The 14,617-nt window shown below is 66.3% G+C and carries 15 protein-coding genes; 11 read left to right on the top strand and 4 right to left on the bottom strand.

Going from position 1 to position 14,617, the window contains the following annotated elements:
* Positions 1-371: 371 nt before the first annotated feature.
* Together HNP73_RS12080 and HNP73_RS12075 are read left to right on the top strand one after the other, a co-directional pair.
* Positions 372-1,424 (top strand): NAD(P)-dependent alcohol dehydrogenase, encoded by a 1,053-nt coding sequence (locus HNP73_RS12080; protein WP_184149435.1) that lies wholly within the window; start codon positions 372-374, stop codon positions 1,422-1,424.
* A 112-nt stretch (positions 1,425-1,536) separates the two neighbouring features.
* The gene (locus HNP73_RS12075) at positions 1,537-1,758 is read left to right on the top strand and encodes a ribbon-helix-helix domain-containing protein (RefSeq protein WP_343063278.1); all 222 of its coding nucleotides are present in this window, start codon (positions 1,537-1,539) and stop codon (positions 1,756-1,758) included.
* A gap of 2 nt (positions 1,759-1,760) precedes the next feature.
* On the opposite strand, the gene HNP73_RS12070 is transcribed toward HNP73_RS12075, so the two are convergent.
* Both HNP73_RS12070 and HNP73_RS12065 read right to left on the bottom strand, forming a co-directional pair.
* Positions 1,761-1,958 (bottom strand): hypothetical protein, encoded by a 198-nt coding sequence (locus tag HNP73_RS12070; RefSeq protein WP_184150740.1) that lies wholly within the window; start codon positions 1,956-1,958, stop codon positions 1,761-1,763.
* 12 nt (positions 1,959-1,970) lie between these two features.
* A complete protein-coding gene (locus tag HNP73_RS12065) occupies positions 1,971-3,050 on the bottom strand; it encodes a WD40 repeat domain-containing protein (protein WP_184149429.1) in 1,080 nt (359 codons plus the stop codon).
* Positions 3,051-3,127: 77 nt separating this feature from the next.
* Here HNP73_RS12065 and HNP73_RS12060 point away from each other — a divergent pair, with 77 nt between their 5' ends.
* The gene (locus HNP73_RS12060; protein ID WP_184149426.1) at positions 3,128-3,391 is read left to right on the top strand and encodes a hypothetical protein; all 264 of its coding nucleotides are present in this window, start codon (positions 3,128-3,130) and stop codon (positions 3,389-3,391) included.
* A 27-nt stretch (positions 3,392-3,418) separates the two neighbouring features.
* Here HNP73_RS12060 and HNP73_RS12055 read toward each other — a convergent pair whose 3' ends face one another.
* Positions 3,419-3,853 carry a hypothetical protein gene (locus HNP73_RS12055; RefSeq protein WP_184149423.1) on the bottom strand — a complete coding sequence of 145 codons (435 nt, stop codon included), beginning with the start codon at positions 3,851-3,853 and terminating at the stop codon, positions 3,419-3,421.
* 488 nt (positions 3,854-4,341) lie between these two features.
* Between HNP73_RS12055 and HNP73_RS12050 the strand changes: the two genes are divergently transcribed.
* The 8 genes from HNP73_RS12050 to groEL all read left to right on the top strand — a co-directional run bounded on the left by HNP73_RS12050 (position 4,342) and on the right by groEL (position 13,475).
* Complete coding sequence (locus HNP73_RS12050; RefSeq protein ID WP_184149420.1) at positions 4,342-6,012, top strand: aromatic/alkene/methane monooxygenase hydroxylase/oxygenase subunit alpha; 1,671 nt, start codon at positions 4,342-4,344, stop codon at positions 6,010-6,012.
* Positions 6,013-6,166: 154 nt separating this feature from the next.
* Positions 6,167-7,243: an NADH:ubiquinone reductase (Na(+)-transporting) subunit F gene (locus HNP73_RS12045; RefSeq protein WP_184149417.1), complete on the top strand. Its 1,077-nt coding sequence runs from the start codon at positions 6,167-6,169 to the stop codon at positions 7,241-7,243.
* 24 nt (positions 7,244-7,267) lie between these two features.
* Positions 7,268-8,323 (top strand): aromatic/alkene monooxygenase hydroxylase subunit beta, encoded by a 1,056-nt coding sequence (locus HNP73_RS12040; protein WP_184149414.1) that lies wholly within the window; start codon positions 7,268-7,270, stop codon positions 8,321-8,323.
* 14 nt (positions 8,324-8,337) lie between these two features.
* Positions 8,338-8,715 (top strand): MmoB/DmpM family protein, encoded by a 378-nt coding sequence (locus tag HNP73_RS12035; RefSeq protein ID WP_184149411.1) that lies wholly within the window; start codon positions 8,338-8,340, stop codon positions 8,713-8,715.
* Between the two features lie 58 nt (positions 8,716-8,773).
* Positions 8,774-9,889, top strand: a complete 1,116-nt coding sequence (locus tag HNP73_RS12030) for an NAD(P)-dependent alcohol dehydrogenase (protein ID WP_221288486.1) — start codon at positions 8,774-8,776, stop codon at positions 9,887-9,889.
* 24 nt (positions 9,890-9,913) lie between these two features.
* The gene (locus tag HNP73_RS12025; RefSeq protein ID WP_184149408.1) at positions 9,914-10,936 is read left to right on the top strand and encodes an amidohydrolase family protein; all 1,023 of its coding nucleotides are present in this window, start codon (positions 9,914-9,916) and stop codon (positions 10,934-10,936) included.
* 6 nt (positions 10,937-10,942) lie between these two features.
* The gene (locus HNP73_RS12020) at positions 10,943-11,755 is read left to right on the top strand and encodes an iron-sulfur cluster assembly protein (RefSeq protein WP_246399743.1); all 813 of its coding nucleotides are present in this window, start codon (positions 10,943-10,945) and stop codon (positions 11,753-11,755) included.
* Between the two features lie 91 nt (positions 11,756-11,846).
* Positions 11,847-13,475 carry a molecular chaperone GroEL gene (gene groEL / locus HNP73_RS12015; protein ID WP_184149405.1) on the top strand — a complete coding sequence of 543 codons (1,629 nt, stop codon included), beginning with the start codon at positions 11,847-11,849 and terminating at the stop codon, positions 13,473-13,475.
* A gap of 196 nt (positions 13,476-13,671) precedes the next feature.
* On the opposite strand, the gene HNP73_RS23320 is transcribed toward groEL, so the two are convergent.
* A complete protein-coding gene (locus HNP73_RS23320) occupies positions 13,672-14,544 on the bottom strand; it encodes a sigma 54-interacting transcriptional regulator (RefSeq protein WP_246399741.1) in 873 nt (290 codons plus the stop codon).
* Positions 14,545-14,617: the final 73 nt, after the last annotated feature.

Here is a 14,617-nt window from a genome sequence, read left to right as displayed (position 1 = left end):
CCCCTGTCGGGGTGAAGTTCAGCGACTGGGCGTCAATCTGACGCCTTGACGGAGAGGAGCCTCGGCGCCAGTGCGCGCCGGGGCAGATACGGCCCGCAAAGACGGCTCGACGCTGTCGCCCGGGGATCCTCGCGAGGATCCATTCCGCGACGCACCTTGAAATCATCCGCCGCCGGCATTCCCGCGGGAACGACCTGTGAGTGTGTCAGGTGCTTATCGTCGACCGATGCCGTGCGCCTCGCGCGCATCCCAATTCACCTGATTTCCTTCGGCACGAAAGCGCCGGTTCCGCTTGTCGGAACTGGCCGGAGGTGACTGGCATGGTGCTTGCTTGAATACGGGCAATGACCACGCAACGGAGGAATCGCGTGATGAAGGCCCAGGTCCTGAACCAGTATGACGAGAAGCTCACGGCCGACTCGTGGGTGACGCTGCAGGATGTCCCGGATCCGAAGATCGAGAAGTCGACCGACGTCATCGTGCGGATCGGCGGCGCCGGCGTGTGCCGGACCGACCTCCACATCATCGAGGGCGTGTGGAAGCCGCACATGGACCCGGACGGCCATCATCTCCTGCCGCTCATCATGGGGCACGAGAACGCCGGCTGGGTGGAGGAGATCGGCAAGGAGGTCGAAGGCCTGAAAGTCGGCGACCCGGTGATCGTCCACCCGAAGATCTCCGGCGGCACCTGCCTCGCCTGCCGTCGCGGCCACGACATGCACGGGCCGGGCACGTTCCCCGGGCTCGATTCCAATGGCGGATATGCCGAGTACCTGTCCACGTCCGAGCGCAATATCGTCGCCCTGCCCAAGACGCTGGCGCCGAAGGAGGTGGCCCCCTACGCCGACGCCGGCCTTACCGCCTATCGTGCGGTGAAGAAGGCAACGCGGCACCTGCTGCCCGGCGAGAGCGTCGTGGTGATCGGCGCGGGCGGCCTCGGCCACATCGCGATCCAGTGCCTGAAGGCCATGTGCGCGGCGGACGTGATCGTCGTCGACAAGTCCGACGACTCCCTGAAGCTCGCCGAGAAGATCGGCGCCGACAAGCTGGTGAAGGCGGACGGCAACGAAGTCGAGGCACTGCTTGCGCTGACCGGCGGGCTCGGCTCGGAGGCGGTCATCGACTTCGTCGGCGAGAAGGGCATGACCGCCAAGGGCCTCGCCATGACCCGCAGCATGGGCAGCTACTACGTGGTGGGCTACGGCGAGAACATCGTCGTTCCGACCGTTGACATGGTGATCACCGAGAAGAACATCATCGGCAATCTCGTCGGCACATGGGCCGAGCTCGTCGAGCTGATGGCGCTGGCCGACCGCGGGCTGGTGAACCTGACGACCGTGGACTACTCGCTTGCCGACGCCAACAAGGCGCTCCAGGACCTGAACGCCGGCCGCATCCACGGCCGCGCGGTGCTGATCCCCTGACGCCTCGTCACGGAGAGGGCGGCCGCCGCGGCGGTCGCCTCACTTGTCATGGAAAGGGGTGGGCTGGATGTGCGGATTGATTGCAAGCGCCGGTGCGAGACCTTTCCAGCGCGTGAGCCGGTCCCTCAGGATCGGCGGTCACGCCACGAGCATCCAGCTCGAGGCGGCGTTCTGGGCGGTGCTCGACTCCATGGCCGAGCGTCAGGGGGTCACCACGCCGAAACTCATCGCGGCGCTCCACGAGGAGTCCGCCGAGTTCGAGGGCGGAGCGACGAACTTTGCCTCGACGCTCCGCACCATCTGCCTGATCTACGAGGGCTCGCGCCCGGGGTAGTCTCAGTGCGGCTTTTCCTCGCCTCCGAGCCGGCCCTCTGCGATCCAGCGGGCCGCGAGGACCAGTGCGCCCATGGCGAAGTCGCGCCCGTGTGCCGCGACGATTTCCTGCGAGAGATCGCCGAGACGCGTGAAGAACGCGTCCTTGCTCAGCTCTTCCTCGGTCAGGGTGGCGGGCGCGTTGGCGGTGTCGGTGCTCACCAGAATCTCCTCCTACTTGAACATGTTGCGCGGGAAGGTTGCGATTGCCGCCGCGCCACTCGCGTCGCCGATCGCCAGGTGACGTCCGTCCGGCGAGAAGGCGAGGCAGGTGATGGCGGCACCGGCCTGCCGCAGCAGGAGCTCGTCGCGCGTGCCGACCTGCGCCAGAACGACCTGACCGTTGGCGTAGCCGGCGGCAACGAGCGGCCGGCCCGGATGCGCCGCAACGGCCTCGACAACGACGAGCCCCGGCTGGCCGGTCAGAAGCGCCTGCTCGGTCGAGGGCAGCGCGCCTGCGTCCCAGGCGGCGATGCGGAACGCACCCGCCGCGGTCACCGCGTTCGCGGGGCGGCTCCAGGCGAGGCTCCGCACGGCGGCGGGGAAGCTCCGCAGGTGATGGACGGGCTCGGGCGCTTCGGCATCGACGAGCGCGAGCCCGTCCGCTCCGAGGGCGGCGGCCAGCCAGCGGCCGTCATCGCGCCAGGCGAGTCGCGAGACGTTGCGCAGCGGGACCGTCTCGTCCCCCTCACGCTCGAAGATCACCACCTGCGCGGCGTTGGCTGCGGCGAGCCGCCGGCCGTCCGGCGAGAGTGCGAGGGTGCGAAAGCCCGGGATCTCCCGACGCCGCACCGTGCCGCTCTGCATCGTGACCAGCGCACGCTCGTCCGCCGCGGCGGTGATCCCGGCCACGTGATCGAGCGCCACCACCGGCCCGTCGAGACTGAAGAGCGGCGTGGCCGTGCCAGCGCCATCGAGGCGCAGCACCCGGCCGCCCGCCGTCCCGGCGAGAAACCCGGTGCCCGCCGCGGCGAAGGCCGGCACCCCGTCGCAGAGATCGGTCACGGCGGCCAGCGGCGCGGGATCGCGCTCGCGCGGCCGGATCGTCGTCTGCCCGAGGTCGCCGCTCACGCGGATCCGACTGTCGGGCGGCTCATCGTCGGGAGCGCCCGCGATCAGCACAGCCCCGCCGGACGTGGCGAAAGCCGCGGTGCCGTCGGCGGCGAAACGCGCCTCCGCCACGGCATCACCCGTTTGCCAGCAACGGGCGATGAGATCGAAGAGCGTGAGTGCCCGGTTGCTCTGGTCATTCATGGCGGTCCTCCTCGGAGCGCGTCGGCACGGCGCGTACCAGCGGAGACGCAAATCGCGGGCCAACTCGGGAGGAGACCATGTTCGACAATGCGGGACGGGTGATGTTCACCGCCCTCCATGCCGCGGCCGAGGCGCGTCTCGGCGCGGAGCATCCCTGCACCGGTGCGCTGGCCGCCGCCGCACTGGACCCGGCGCCGGACGCGGTGCGGGCGGCGGAGGACGCGCTCCGGGCGCTGCCGGAGGCCGATCGGCTGGCGCTCATGGAGGCCACGCACCGGACGCTTCGCACCGATCCGGCGGCGTGGCTCGCCCTCTGGCCCGGCGGCGGCCGGAAGCAGTAGTCGGCGCCGGCCGGGCGACAATGCCTCTCAGGACCCGTCGCGCGGCTCCGGTGTCCGGTAGCCATCGAGCTGATCGGGCAGCCCGGGCGCCTGGGTGCGGAATTGTCGTTCGGCCATCTCGATGTGGGTGCGCAGCGCGTCCCACACGTCGACGCTGAGAAGGGACGTCGCGTCGCCGGTCAGCCGCTCCATCTCCGGCAAGCGCACCTGATGCGCCATGGAAAGACCCGCGAACACGAAGTCGCGCAAGGTGCGCGCGTGAGTCTCGATGAAGCCATGGATCATCGGATGGCTGTCGGGCGTGACGCCGTTGCGCGCGAGCTCGGCCTCGATGAAGTCATGGAAATGCCGCTGCAGGCGCAATTGGCTTTCGCCGAGGAAGCGCAGCATGAAAACTGCGTCCCGTGGCATGAGGCGGACCAGATCGGCGGTGACGTCCTGGGGTGAGGGGGTCTCTGGCATGGCGGGGCTCCCCGAGTGCGTCGCGAGTAGATACGCCGGGATGTGCGGTTGTCCAGATAGCTGTTTTGCACCCGCACAAGTAATTTTGCGTCCGCAAAATTACTGTCCACGCAACAACTGTAAATTACACATGTAACGAAACGTTACGTCCGGACCCGGGATGTGGACGGGGTTGCCCGGAAGCCACGCTCCTGGGACACGTTTTCGCACGTTCTCAACTTGGCACGGCAATTGCATGGTATCCGGCAGAACAAGCCCATCGGGAAGTCTGCCCGGTGCCACAAGAACGAAGGAAACGCGACCGGGTCACGACTGCTGGCTGAGAAGCCCGCCCACGAAAACCTCCGGGATGCGCGACACCTTTGCCGGATCCACCGAACGACGGCCCCCGACCGGGCTGCCGCTCGAGAGCGAGAAACTGGCGGCGCACGACGCCGCGATAGCCGGAGCCATGGGCTGCCGGCGCAACGGGTGGAGGCTTTTTGACGATGACGTCATTGACGCTCAACAAGATCACCTCGCAACGGGGCATCCCGGTTGGCGAGGCGACCAAGCGGATCTCGGACCTCGGGTGGCAGCCCACCTACGTCCAGGAAGCGAATACCTTCCCGACCGACTACAAGATCGCCAAGGCGCCGCGCGACCCGATGAAGCAGGTCCTGCGCTCCTACTTCCCGATGCAGGAAGAAAAGGACAACCGGGTCTACGGCGCCCTCGACGCGGCGCTTCGCGGCGACATGTTCCGCAACGTGGAACCGCGCTGGGTCGAGTGGATGAAGCTCTTCCTCGCGATCATCCCGTTCCCGGAAATCTCGGCGGCGCGCTCCATGGCCATGGTCGCCCGTCTGGCGCCGGGCGAGGATCTGCGCACCGGCTTCACCATGCAGATGGTCGACGAGTTCCGCCACTCCACGATTCAGATGAACCTGAAGAAGTGGTACATGGAGAACTACATCGACCCGGCTGGCTTCGACATCACCGAGGAAGCCTTCGGCAAGTGCTACGCCACCACGATCGGCCGGCAGTTCGGCGAGGGCTTCATCACCGGCGACACTATGACCGCCGCGTGCATGTACCTGACCGTGGTCGCCGAGACCGCGTTCACCAACACGCTCTTCGTCGCCATGCCGTCGGAAGCCGCCCGTAACGGCGACTACGCGCTGCCGACCGTGTTCCTGTCGGTGCAGTCCGACGAGAGCCGGCACATCGGCAACGGCCACTCGCTGCTCATGGCCGCCCTGAAGGAGCCGGAGAACCACCTGCTTCTCGAGCGCGACCTGCGGTATGCCTTCTGGCAGAACCACGCGATCGTCGACGCCGCCATCGGCACGTTCATCGAGTACGGCACCACCAACCGCGACAAGAACAAGGAATCTTACGCGGAAATGTGGCACCGGTGGATCTTCGAGGACTACTACCGGACCTACATGCTGCCGCTCGAGAAGTACGGCGTGAAGGTGCACCACGACGACGTCCACGAGGCGTGGAACCGCATCACCAAGAAGTTCTACGTCCACACCGTCGCCCAGTTCTTCGCGGTGGGCTGGCCGGTGAACTTCTGGCGGATCGAGGCGCAGCGTGACGCCGACTTCGAGTGGTTCGAGCACAAGTATCCGGGCTGGTACGCGCAGTTCGGCGACTTCTGGAAGTGGTACGACAAGCTCAGCCACCGCGGTCAGAAGGTCATCACCTTCGCCGGCGAGGACACGGGCTACGTCTACCCGCACCGCTGCTGGTCCTGCCTCGTTCCCTGCCTCATCCGCGAGGACATGGTGGTCGACGAGATCGACGGCCAGATCCACACCTTCGCCCACGAGCTCGATCGCTGGACGGCGGTGGAAGCGTTCTCCGGTGAGTACCAGGGCCGGCCGACGCCGGCGATGGGCCGCTTCTCCGGCAAGCGCGAGTGGGAAACGCTCTATCACGGCTGGGATCTGGCCGATGCGATCAAGGACCTGAACTTCGTCCGGTCTGACGGCAAGACCCTGATCCCGCAGCCGCATCTCCGCTTCGACGACAAGGAGATGTGGACCCTCGACGACGTGAAGGGCAACACGCTGCTCTCGCCGCTCACGATCCTTCGGGAAATGACCCCCGAGGCACGTGAGGCGCACATCGCCGAGTACAAGGCGGGCTTCACGATCAAGCCCTGCAACTGACGACCCCCCGGGGTGGGTGTCACACCCACCCCGCCAATACCAAGGGGCAGGCAAGCAACCCGCCCCACCAGCATCCGAAGTCAGCAACCGAAAAGACCTTCCCCGCACATCCGCGGGGAGGGGGCGGGGAAGAAGTGGAAACGAGGCAAAGGGAATGACTCACACGGTCCGCCTGGAGCCGGTCGGCGTCGAATTCGAGGTCGAGGACGGTGAAACGGTCCTCAATGCGGCCTTTCGTCAGGGCATCGCCCTGCCGCACGGCTGCAAGGAGGGTCAGTGCTCGGCCTGCAAGTGTATCCTGAACGAGGGCGAAGTCGACCTGCTGAAGTATTCGACCTTCGCGCTCAACGACATGGAGCGCGACAGCGGGCATATCCTGCTCTGCCGGTCGATTGCCTACTCCGACATGGAAGTGGAACTCCTCAACTACGACGAGGAAATCCTGTCGAAATCCATTGCGGTCAAGAGCTACGAGGGCCGCATCTCGGAGATCGACACTCTCACCCATGACATCCGGGGAATTGCCATCGCGCTCGATGCGCCGATCAAGTTCTGGGCCGGACAATATGTCGACATCACCGTCACCACCGAAGAAGGGGAGACGATTACGCGCTCGTTTTCCATGGCAAATACGCCGGAGCAAACCGAAACCCTGCGTTTCATCATCAAGAAGTACCCCGAAGGAAAGTTCTCCGGCGAGCTCGACTCCGGCGGAATCCGCACCGGTGCAGCCGTCACCGTCGTCGGACCGTACGGAACCTGCTTCCGGCGGGAAGACCGGGAAGGACCCATCGTGATGGTGGCCGCGGGTTCGGGGCTCTCGCCCGTCTGGTCGATCCTGCATGATCACGTGGCCAGCGGCGAGGACCGCGAAGTCTACTTCTTCTACGGCGCGCGTACCCAACGCGACCTGTTCTATCTGGACAGGATCGCGGCCCTGACGGAAGCCAATCCGTCCGTCCACTTCATCCCCGTCCTCAGCCATGCCGATGACGATGACGAATGGACCGGGGCACGGGGCTTTGTCCACGAGCGTGTCGCCGACAAGCTCAAGGAGCTCGACATCGACGGCGAAGGCGACGTCTACGCCTGCGGGCCACCGCCGATGATCGACGCGCTCGAGCCGATCCTCTTCATGGGCGGCTTCGAGACCGAGCGTATCCACTTCGACCGCTTCACCACTTCCTCCAGCGCTTCACCGGGGCAGCTCGAGCCGGCCCGGTCCCACTAGCGATACCAACAGGAGCGAAACGTCATGCCAGCTATCTCCAGCTCGGTCGGATCGGGCGCGGCGGGTGCCGCCATCTTCGCCGATAGCGACAGCCGCAAGTACCGCTACTTCCAGCCGCGCGGCCAGCGCGCCACCCACTACGAGGACGTCACCGTCGACGTCCAGCCGGACCCGGAGCGCTACCTGATCCAGAACTGGATCATCGAGTTCTCCGACGGCCGCGGCGCCTACATGAAGGACAACACCCGCGCGCTCAGCTCCAACTGGCACGCCTTCCGCGCTCCCGACCAGGAGTGGGAACGCACCCACTACCAGCGCCAGTCCAAGATCGAGACGATGGTCCAGTCCGTCATCTCGAACGCCCGCAAGTCCGGCGCCCACACCGCCTATGACAAGGCCTGGGTCAAGGTCCTGCAGCATCATCTCGGCGCGTGGAAGCACGCGGAGTTCGGCCTTGGCACCTCGCTCATGCAGGCGCAGCGCTACGGCTACACCCAGATGATCAACAACGCGACGCTGACCAACAGCTCCTACAAGCTGCGGCTCGCCCAGGACATCACCCTCTACCTCGCCGAGATCGGCATGGACATCCCCGGCTGGGATGACAACGCCGGCAAGGACCACTGGCTGAACGACCCCATCTGGCAGGGTTGCCGCGAGGCGATCGAGACGATCATGGGGACCACCGACTATCTGGAGCAGTACTTCGCCATCAACCTCGTCTTCGAGCCGCTGGTGGGTGAACTCTTCCGCTCCGGCTTCATGATGCGGGTGGCCGCCGCCAACAGCGACTTCGTGACGCCGCCCGTCATCTCCGCAGCCGAAGCGGACTACGAGCGCAACCTCGCGAACTGCATCGACCTCATGTACCTGCTGGCCCACGACGAAGAGCACGCCGAGCACAACCGCTCGCTCTTCAAGGCATGGATCAAGGTCCACCGCCCGCTCGCGGAGAAGGCAGCGCGCGACCTCCAGCCGATCTGGTCGGAGCCGCACTCGAAACCCGTCTCGTTCGAGGACGTGCGGGCACAGTCCGAGGAGCGCATCGCGCACATCCTCGGCGAACTCGGCCTCAACTAAGGGAGTAGGGACAGATGTCGGTAGAGTCCGCCAAGCGCGACAGCGCCAAGCACGACAACATCTTCAAGTCCATGAAGGACATCACCTTCGAGCAGACGATCTCCGACCAGTGCGGCGTGACGATGAACGACTCCGTCGAGGCACGTGCCATCGCCGAGTTCATGGGCCAGAAGCCCGACGTCACAGTCACCTACCAGCCGGCACTCATCCGCATCGACGGCCACGACAAGCTGATCTTCAAGATGGACGAGATCGGCGATTTCCTCGGCCGCGAGATGACGGCGGAGATCTTCGAGGTGAACACCTCCACTCACTACGGGCGCATGGTGCGGGTCGATGACAACACCGTCATCCTCTTCGGCAACATGGACGAGGTGATGGAATACATCTGACGCGTGACCGGGGCCGGTTCAGCCGGCCCCGTTTTTACCCCCCATCGGGAATGCATAGATGGACTCCTCTACGCTCGCCGGCAACTCCAGGAAGGCGAAGGCCGGCAAGATGAAAGCCGCGATCTTCGTTGAAAAGGGCCGCATCGTCCTCGACGACAAGCCCGTCCCCGACATCGGCCCGCAGGACGCGCTGATCCGGGTCACGACCACCACTATCTGCGGCACCGACATCCACATCCTGAAGGGTGAGTACCCGGTGGCGAAGGGGCTGACGATCGGCCACGAGCCGGTCGGGATCATCGAGAAGCTCGGCTCCGAGGTGAAGGGCTTCACCGAAGGCCAGCGGGTGATCGCCGGCGCCATCACGCCCTCCGGCTGGTCCAACGCCTGTCTCTGCGGCTTCTGCAGCCAGGACGGCGCCGGCACCAAACACGGTTGGCAGGCGATCGGCGGCTGGAAGTTCGGCAACACGATCGACGGCTGCCAGGCCGAATTCGTCCGGGTGCCGGACGCCATGGCGAACCTCGCGCCCATCGACGACCGCCTCACCGACGAGGAAGTCCTGATGTGCCCGGACATCATGTCCACGGGCTTCGCCGGTGCCGAGAACGGCGGCATCAAGATCGGCGATACCGTCGCGGTGTTCGCCCAAGGCCCGATCGGCCTCTGCGCCACGGCCGGGGCGAAGCTCCTCGGCGCCACCCGCATCATCACCGTCGATGCGGTCGCCGCGCGCATGTCCATGTCCCGCCAGCTCGGCGCCGACGAGGTCATCAACTTCCGCGAGACCGATCCGGTCGAAGCCATCATGGCCCTGACCGACGGCCGCGGCGTTGACGTGGCGATCGAGGCGCTCGGCACCCAGGCCACCTTCGCGGCGGGCCTGCGCGTTGTCCGCCCGGGCGGCACGCTCTCCAGCCTCGGCGTCTACTCGGGAGATCTGACGATCCCGCTCGACGCCTATGCCGCCGGTCTCGGCGACAAGACGATCAAGAGCGCGCTCTGCCCCGGCGGCAAGGAGCGGATGCGGCGGATGATGTCGGTCATCGCCTCCGGCCGGGTCGACCTGAAGCCCCTCGTGACCCACCGCTACTCCATCGACCAGATCGAGGAGGCGTATGACCTCTTCGCGAACCAGCGGGACGGCGTTCTCAAGGTCGCCATCTCGGTCTGAGCCAATAAACCAGGGAGCCAAGCCATGTACGTGACACCGGAAGGCAAGGAAATCTTCGTCGTCGACGGGCACATCCACTTCTGGGATGGAAGTCCGGAGAACCAGCGCAACATCCACGGCAAGCAGTTCATCGAGTGCTTCTACGCCTACCACAACGCGCTCTCGCCCAAGGACGAGCTGTGGGAGAAGTCGCGCTTCGAGAAGTACTCGGCCGACGACCTCTATCGCGACCTGTTCATCGACGGCCCGGATGACATGGCGATCATCCAGACCACGGTGCTCGGCGACTTCTACAAGAACGGCTTCGGCGACCTCGGCCGCGCGCACGACATGGCCAAGCGCGCCAAGGACCGCTTCATCATCAACGGCGCCTACGATCCGCGCGATGGTGAAAAGGCGCTCGAATACATCCACTACATGAAGGAAACCTACGACATCCAGGGCGTGAAGCTCTACACCGCCGAGTGGAAGGGCGACAGCAAGGGTTGGAAGCTCAACGATCCGTGGTCGTACCGTTGCTTCGAACTGCTCGACAAGCTCGGCATCAAGAACGTCCACGTCCACAAGGGCCCGACGATCATCCCGCTCAACAAGGATGCCTTCGACGTCCATGACGTGGACTACGCCGCGACCGACTTCCAGAACCTGAACTTCATCGTCGAGCATTGCGGCCAGCCGCGCCTTGACGACTTCTGCTGGATCGCGGTGCAGGAGACCAACGTCTTCGGCGGTCTCGCGGTGGTTCTGCCGTTCATCCACTCCCGTCCGCGCTACTTCGGCGAGATGATGGCCGAGCTCCTGTTCTGGGTCGGGCCGGACAAGATCCTGTTCTCCTCCGACTACGCCATCTGGACGCCCAAGTGGCTGGTCGAAAAGTTCTGGAACTACCAGATCCCCGAAGACATCGCCGCCGAGCGTGGCGTTCAGCTCACCGACGAGATCAAGGAGAAGATCCTCGGCCTCAATGCGGCCCGCATCTACGGCATCGACGTCGAGTCGAAGAAGGCCAAGCTGCGCGCCGAACCCGTCTCCATCGCAGCGGAGTAACAAGCCATGTGCGAGATGCACGAGGCCCGGACCCTCAGGGGCGACGTCTGGCAGGCGCTGGCGCGGGTGGCCGATCCCGAACTTGACGAGCCGATCACCGACATGGGCTTCGTCGAGGACGTGGAGTTCGCGGGACCGCCTGACGACGCTGTCGTCACCGTGGTCTTCCGCTTGCCCACCTACTGGTGCTCGCCGAACTTCGCGTTCCTGATGGCTGAAGGCATCTCGCGCGAGGTCGGTGGACTGCCCGGGGTCACCCGGGTGGTCGTCCGGCTCGAAGACCACATGCACGCCGAAGAGGTGATGGAAGCGGTCAACGGCGGCCGTGGCTTCCAGGCGGTCTTTGCCTCGCTCTGCGACGGTGGCGATCTCTCGGAACTGCGCGCCACCTTCGAGGAAAAGGCGTTCCAGCGCCGGCAGGAAAGCGTGCTGGTACGCCTCCGCGCCCTCGGCTGGTCGGACGCCTCCATCGCGGTGATGACGCTACGCCAGCTCGACGCCGTCGATTTCGACGGCGGCGAGGCGGCGGCGCAGCGGCCCCGCTACCGTGAGCTTCTGGTCCGGCGCGGCCTCGCCCGCTGGCCCGGCGATCTCGCCTTCCGCAACTGGGAGGGCGAGGCGCTGCCGGGAGACGGACTGAAGGACTATGTCGCACGTCTCCGGCAGGTGCGGATCAACATGGAGTTCAACGGCGCGCTCTGCCGTGGCCTCCAGGGCACTCGCTACAAGGAAGTCCAGACTGTCGATGGCGAGCCGACGCTCGTCGACTTCATGCTCGGCCGGGTGCCGGCGCGTGAGACGTCGTTGACATCAGGTTAAAAGAGCTCGGATTTCGCCGTAATTTCAAAGGATTAGACCGGGTGCGCAACATGCGCGACTGCGCGCCCGGCTGGGGAAAGAGGAAGAACAGATGCCCAAGGTGATGCTCCACAGTTCCGAGGCTCGCAGGGCGCTCGCGCGCGGCGTCTGGCAGCTCGCTGCCGCCGTCGAGCCCACGCTCGGGCCGAAGGGCATGAACACGATGATCGACCGCCCCCTCGGCACCCCGATGGTGACCCGGGACGGCGTGTCGATCGCCAGCGAGATCGAGCTTTTCGACCGGTTCGAAAACATGGGCGCCCAGGTGGTCCGTGAAGTCTCGATGCAGACCAACGAGGTTGCCGGCGACGGCACCACCACCGCCATCGTGCTGGCGAACGCCCTCATCCAGAAGGGCGTCGAGGCGTCCGAGAAGGGTGCGAAGACCGTCGATCTCTGCCGCGGCATCGACCTCGCCGTGACCGCCGTCGTCGCCGCCCTCCGCGCCGGCGCGAAGCCCGCGAAGAACGGCGCCCTCGCCTCGGTCGCCGCCATCGCCGCCACCGAGGCGAAGCTCGGCGCGCTCGTCGCCGAGGCCTTCGAGCGGGTAGGGGCCGAAGGCGTCATCACCACCGACTTCAGCGTGACCACCGAGACCCTGCTCGACGTCGTCGAGGGCATGTCCTTCGACCGCGGCTATCTCTCCCACCACATGGTGACCGATCAGGAGAAGATGGAAGCGGTGCTCGATCAGCCGCTGATCCTGATGACCGACCTCAAGATCAAGGATCCCGCTGCCCTCGACGGTGTCCGCAAGATCGCCGAGGCCGAAGGTCGCCCGCTGGTGGTCATCGCCGAGGAGGTGGCGCCGGAAGTCGTCATCACGCTGCTCGGCAAGGAAGGCCCGGGCCGTTACCTCGTGGTTCACGCCCCCGAATACGGCCACTGGCGCAAGGCCCTGATGGAAGACCTCGCCATCCTCACCGGCGGCCGCGTCATCGCCCGCGACCTCGGCGGCCGCGTCGAGGACGCCACCCGCGACGATCTCGGCGGCGCCGGTCAGGTCCGCACCAGCGCCACCCACACCGCGGTGATCCGCGGCGTGGGCGAGCCTGCCGCCATCACCGCCCGCCGTGCCCAGGTCCAGCGCCAGCACGACATGGCGCCGCCGAACATCGAGCAGGACAAGCTCCGCGAGCGCCTCGCGAAGCTCTCCGGCGGCACCGCCGTCCTCTACGCCGGCGGCGTCACCCCGGTCGAGCAGAAGCGCACCATCCAGCTCATCGAGGACTCGCTCTCCGCCGTTCGCGCTGCGGTCGAGGAAGGCGTCGTCGCTGGCGGCGGCACAGCCCTCGCCCAGCTCGGCCCGGTGGTCGACAAGGTGATTGCCGACGCGAAGGGCGACATCGCCGAGGGCGCGAAGCTCGTCCGCTCGGTCCTGACCCGCCCGCTCTGGCGCATCGTCCAGAACTCCGGCGGCGATGCTGACGAGGTGGTGAAGGAAGTCTCCGCGGTGAACGGCGGCTACGGCTACAACGCCGCGGCCGGCTCCTATCAGAACATGTACGAGGCCGGCATCATCGACCCCGTTCGCGTCACCTGCGCCGCGCTCGAGAACGCCGCCTCGGTGGCGAAGCTCATCCTGACAACGGAGACTCTCGTCGGCGATCTCGCCGAGGACGAGGACCCGACCGCCGGCCCGGCGCTGGGGGGCGGCGCCGAGAAGCTCGGACGCCCGTAAGCGGGCACACTTCCTTCTCAGGGGCAACCTTTTGGCCGCGGGCACTCTCCCGCGGCCATTTTTCGTGCCTGGCCGCCTGACGAGACTTCCTGACGAGACTTCCTGACGAGACCTTCCGCAACGGGAATGAAACGTCCGCGGGATCGCAAACCCCGCGGACGAACTCCGTCATTCCTGACCGCCCCCGAGCCCTCGCTCAGCGGAACGTGCGGCGGATGTCGTAGTGGTCGAGCTTGCGGTAGAGCGTCGGCCGGGAAATGCCGAGACGCTGGGCAACTCTGGTCAGATTGCCCTGCTCCGCCTCGAGCGCGTTCTTCAGCGTGACGAGCTCGGCATCCTCGAGGCGTGTTACGGCCGCAGGTGCTGGTGGCGCTTCGGGCACGGCAACCGGCTGGAGAATGTCCGGCGGCAGATCGATCAGCCGGACCGGGCCGCTCGCCAGGACGTGCAGCCGCTCGACCAGGTTCTTCAGCTCACGGACATTGCCGGGCCAGCGGTAGCTTCGCAGCGCGTCGAGCACCTCCGGCGTGAACTCGAGCCGGTCGCGGCCGCTGCGCTCCGAGGCGACGGCGTTGAAGTACTCCAGGAGCATCAGCGCGTCATCGCCCCGCTCCCTCAGCGGCGGCACCCGGAGCGCGACGGCGCCGATCCGGTAGTAGAGATCCCGGCGGAAACGGCCGGCGTCGACTTCCGCGCGCAGGTCGCGGTTCGTCGAGACGACGAGACGCACATCCACCGGTCGCGCCCGGGCCTCGCCAATGCGCTGCACCGCGCGATCCTCAAGGACCCGCAGGAGGAACGGCTGGATGTCGAGCGGCAGTTCGCCGATTTCGTCGAGGGTGAGCACGCCACCGTTGGCAAGCTCGAAGACACCCGGCTTGCCCTCGCGCGTGGCACCGGTGAAGGCACCGGCCACGTGACCGAAGAGCTCGCTGCCGATCAGCTCGCGGGTGATGCCGCCGCAGTTGACGGCGATGTAGCGATCGGCGGGCCGCGCGCTTCCGGCGAGGCGGGAAAAAAAGTTCCTTGCCGACGCCGGTCTCGCCTTCGACGAGAAGCGACGGCACATCGGGGCTGCGCGCGATCCGCGTGGCGATCTCGACCGCCTCACGGATTGCCGGGCTGCTGCCGATGATGATGGC

Origin of the sequence: Amaricoccus macauensis (assembly GCF_014201905.1) — a bacterium.
Lineage (GTDB): Bacteria > Pseudomonadota > Alphaproteobacteria > Rhodobacterales > Rhodobacteraceae > Amaricoccus > Amaricoccus macauensis.
The sequence above is the reverse complement of the archived record's forward strand: the minus strand, read 5'-3'. Positions and strand labels throughout refer to the sequence as shown.

Coding starts and splice junctions, on each gene's coding strand:
- HNP73_RS12080 (WP_184149435.1), top strand. CDS start 372: ATGAAGGCCCAGGTCCTGAACCAGTATGACGAGAAGCTCACGGCCGAC.
- HNP73_RS12065 (WP_184149429.1), bottom strand. CDS start 3,050: ATGAATGACCAGAGCAACCGGGCACTCACGCTCTTCGATCTCATCGCC.
- HNP73_RS12060 (WP_184149426.1), top strand. CDS start 3,128: ATGTTCGACAATGCGGGACGGGTGATGTTCACCGCCCTCCATGCCGCG.
- HNP73_RS12055 (WP_184149423.1), bottom strand. CDS start 3,853: ATGCCAGAGACCCCCTCACCCCAGGACGTCACCGCCGATCTGGTCCGC.
- HNP73_RS12050 (WP_184149420.1), top strand. CDS start 4,342: ATGACGTCATTGACGCTCAACAAGATCACCTCGCAACGGGGCATCCCG.
- HNP73_RS12045 (WP_184149417.1), top strand. CDS start 6,167: ATGACTCACACGGTCCGCCTGGAGCCGGTCGGCGTCGAATTCGAGGTC.
- HNP73_RS12040 (WP_184149414.1), top strand. CDS start 7,268: ATGCCAGCTATCTCCAGCTCGGTCGGATCGGGCGCGGCGGGTGCCGCC.
- HNP73_RS12035 (WP_184149411.1), top strand. CDS start 8,338: ATGTCGGTAGAGTCCGCCAAGCGCGACAGCGCCAAGCACGACAACATC.
- HNP73_RS12030 (WP_221288486.1), top strand. CDS start 8,774: ATGGACTCCTCTACGCTCGCCGGCAACTCCAGGAAGGCGAAGGCCGGC.
- HNP73_RS12025 (WP_184149408.1), top strand. CDS start 9,914: ATGTACGTGACACCGGAAGGCAAGGAAATCTTCGTCGTCGACGGGCAC.
- HNP73_RS12020 (WP_246399743.1), top strand. CDS start 10,943: ATGTGCGAGATGCACGAGGCCCGGACCCTCAGGGGCGACGTCTGGCAG.
- groEL (WP_184149405.1), top strand. CDS start 11,847: ATGCCCAAGGTGATGCTCCACAGTTCCGAGGCTCGCAGGGCGCTCGCG.
- HNP73_RS23320 (WP_246399741.1), bottom strand. CDS start 14,544: ATGTGCCGTCGCTTCTCGTCGAAGGCGAGACCGGCGTCGGCAAGGAAC.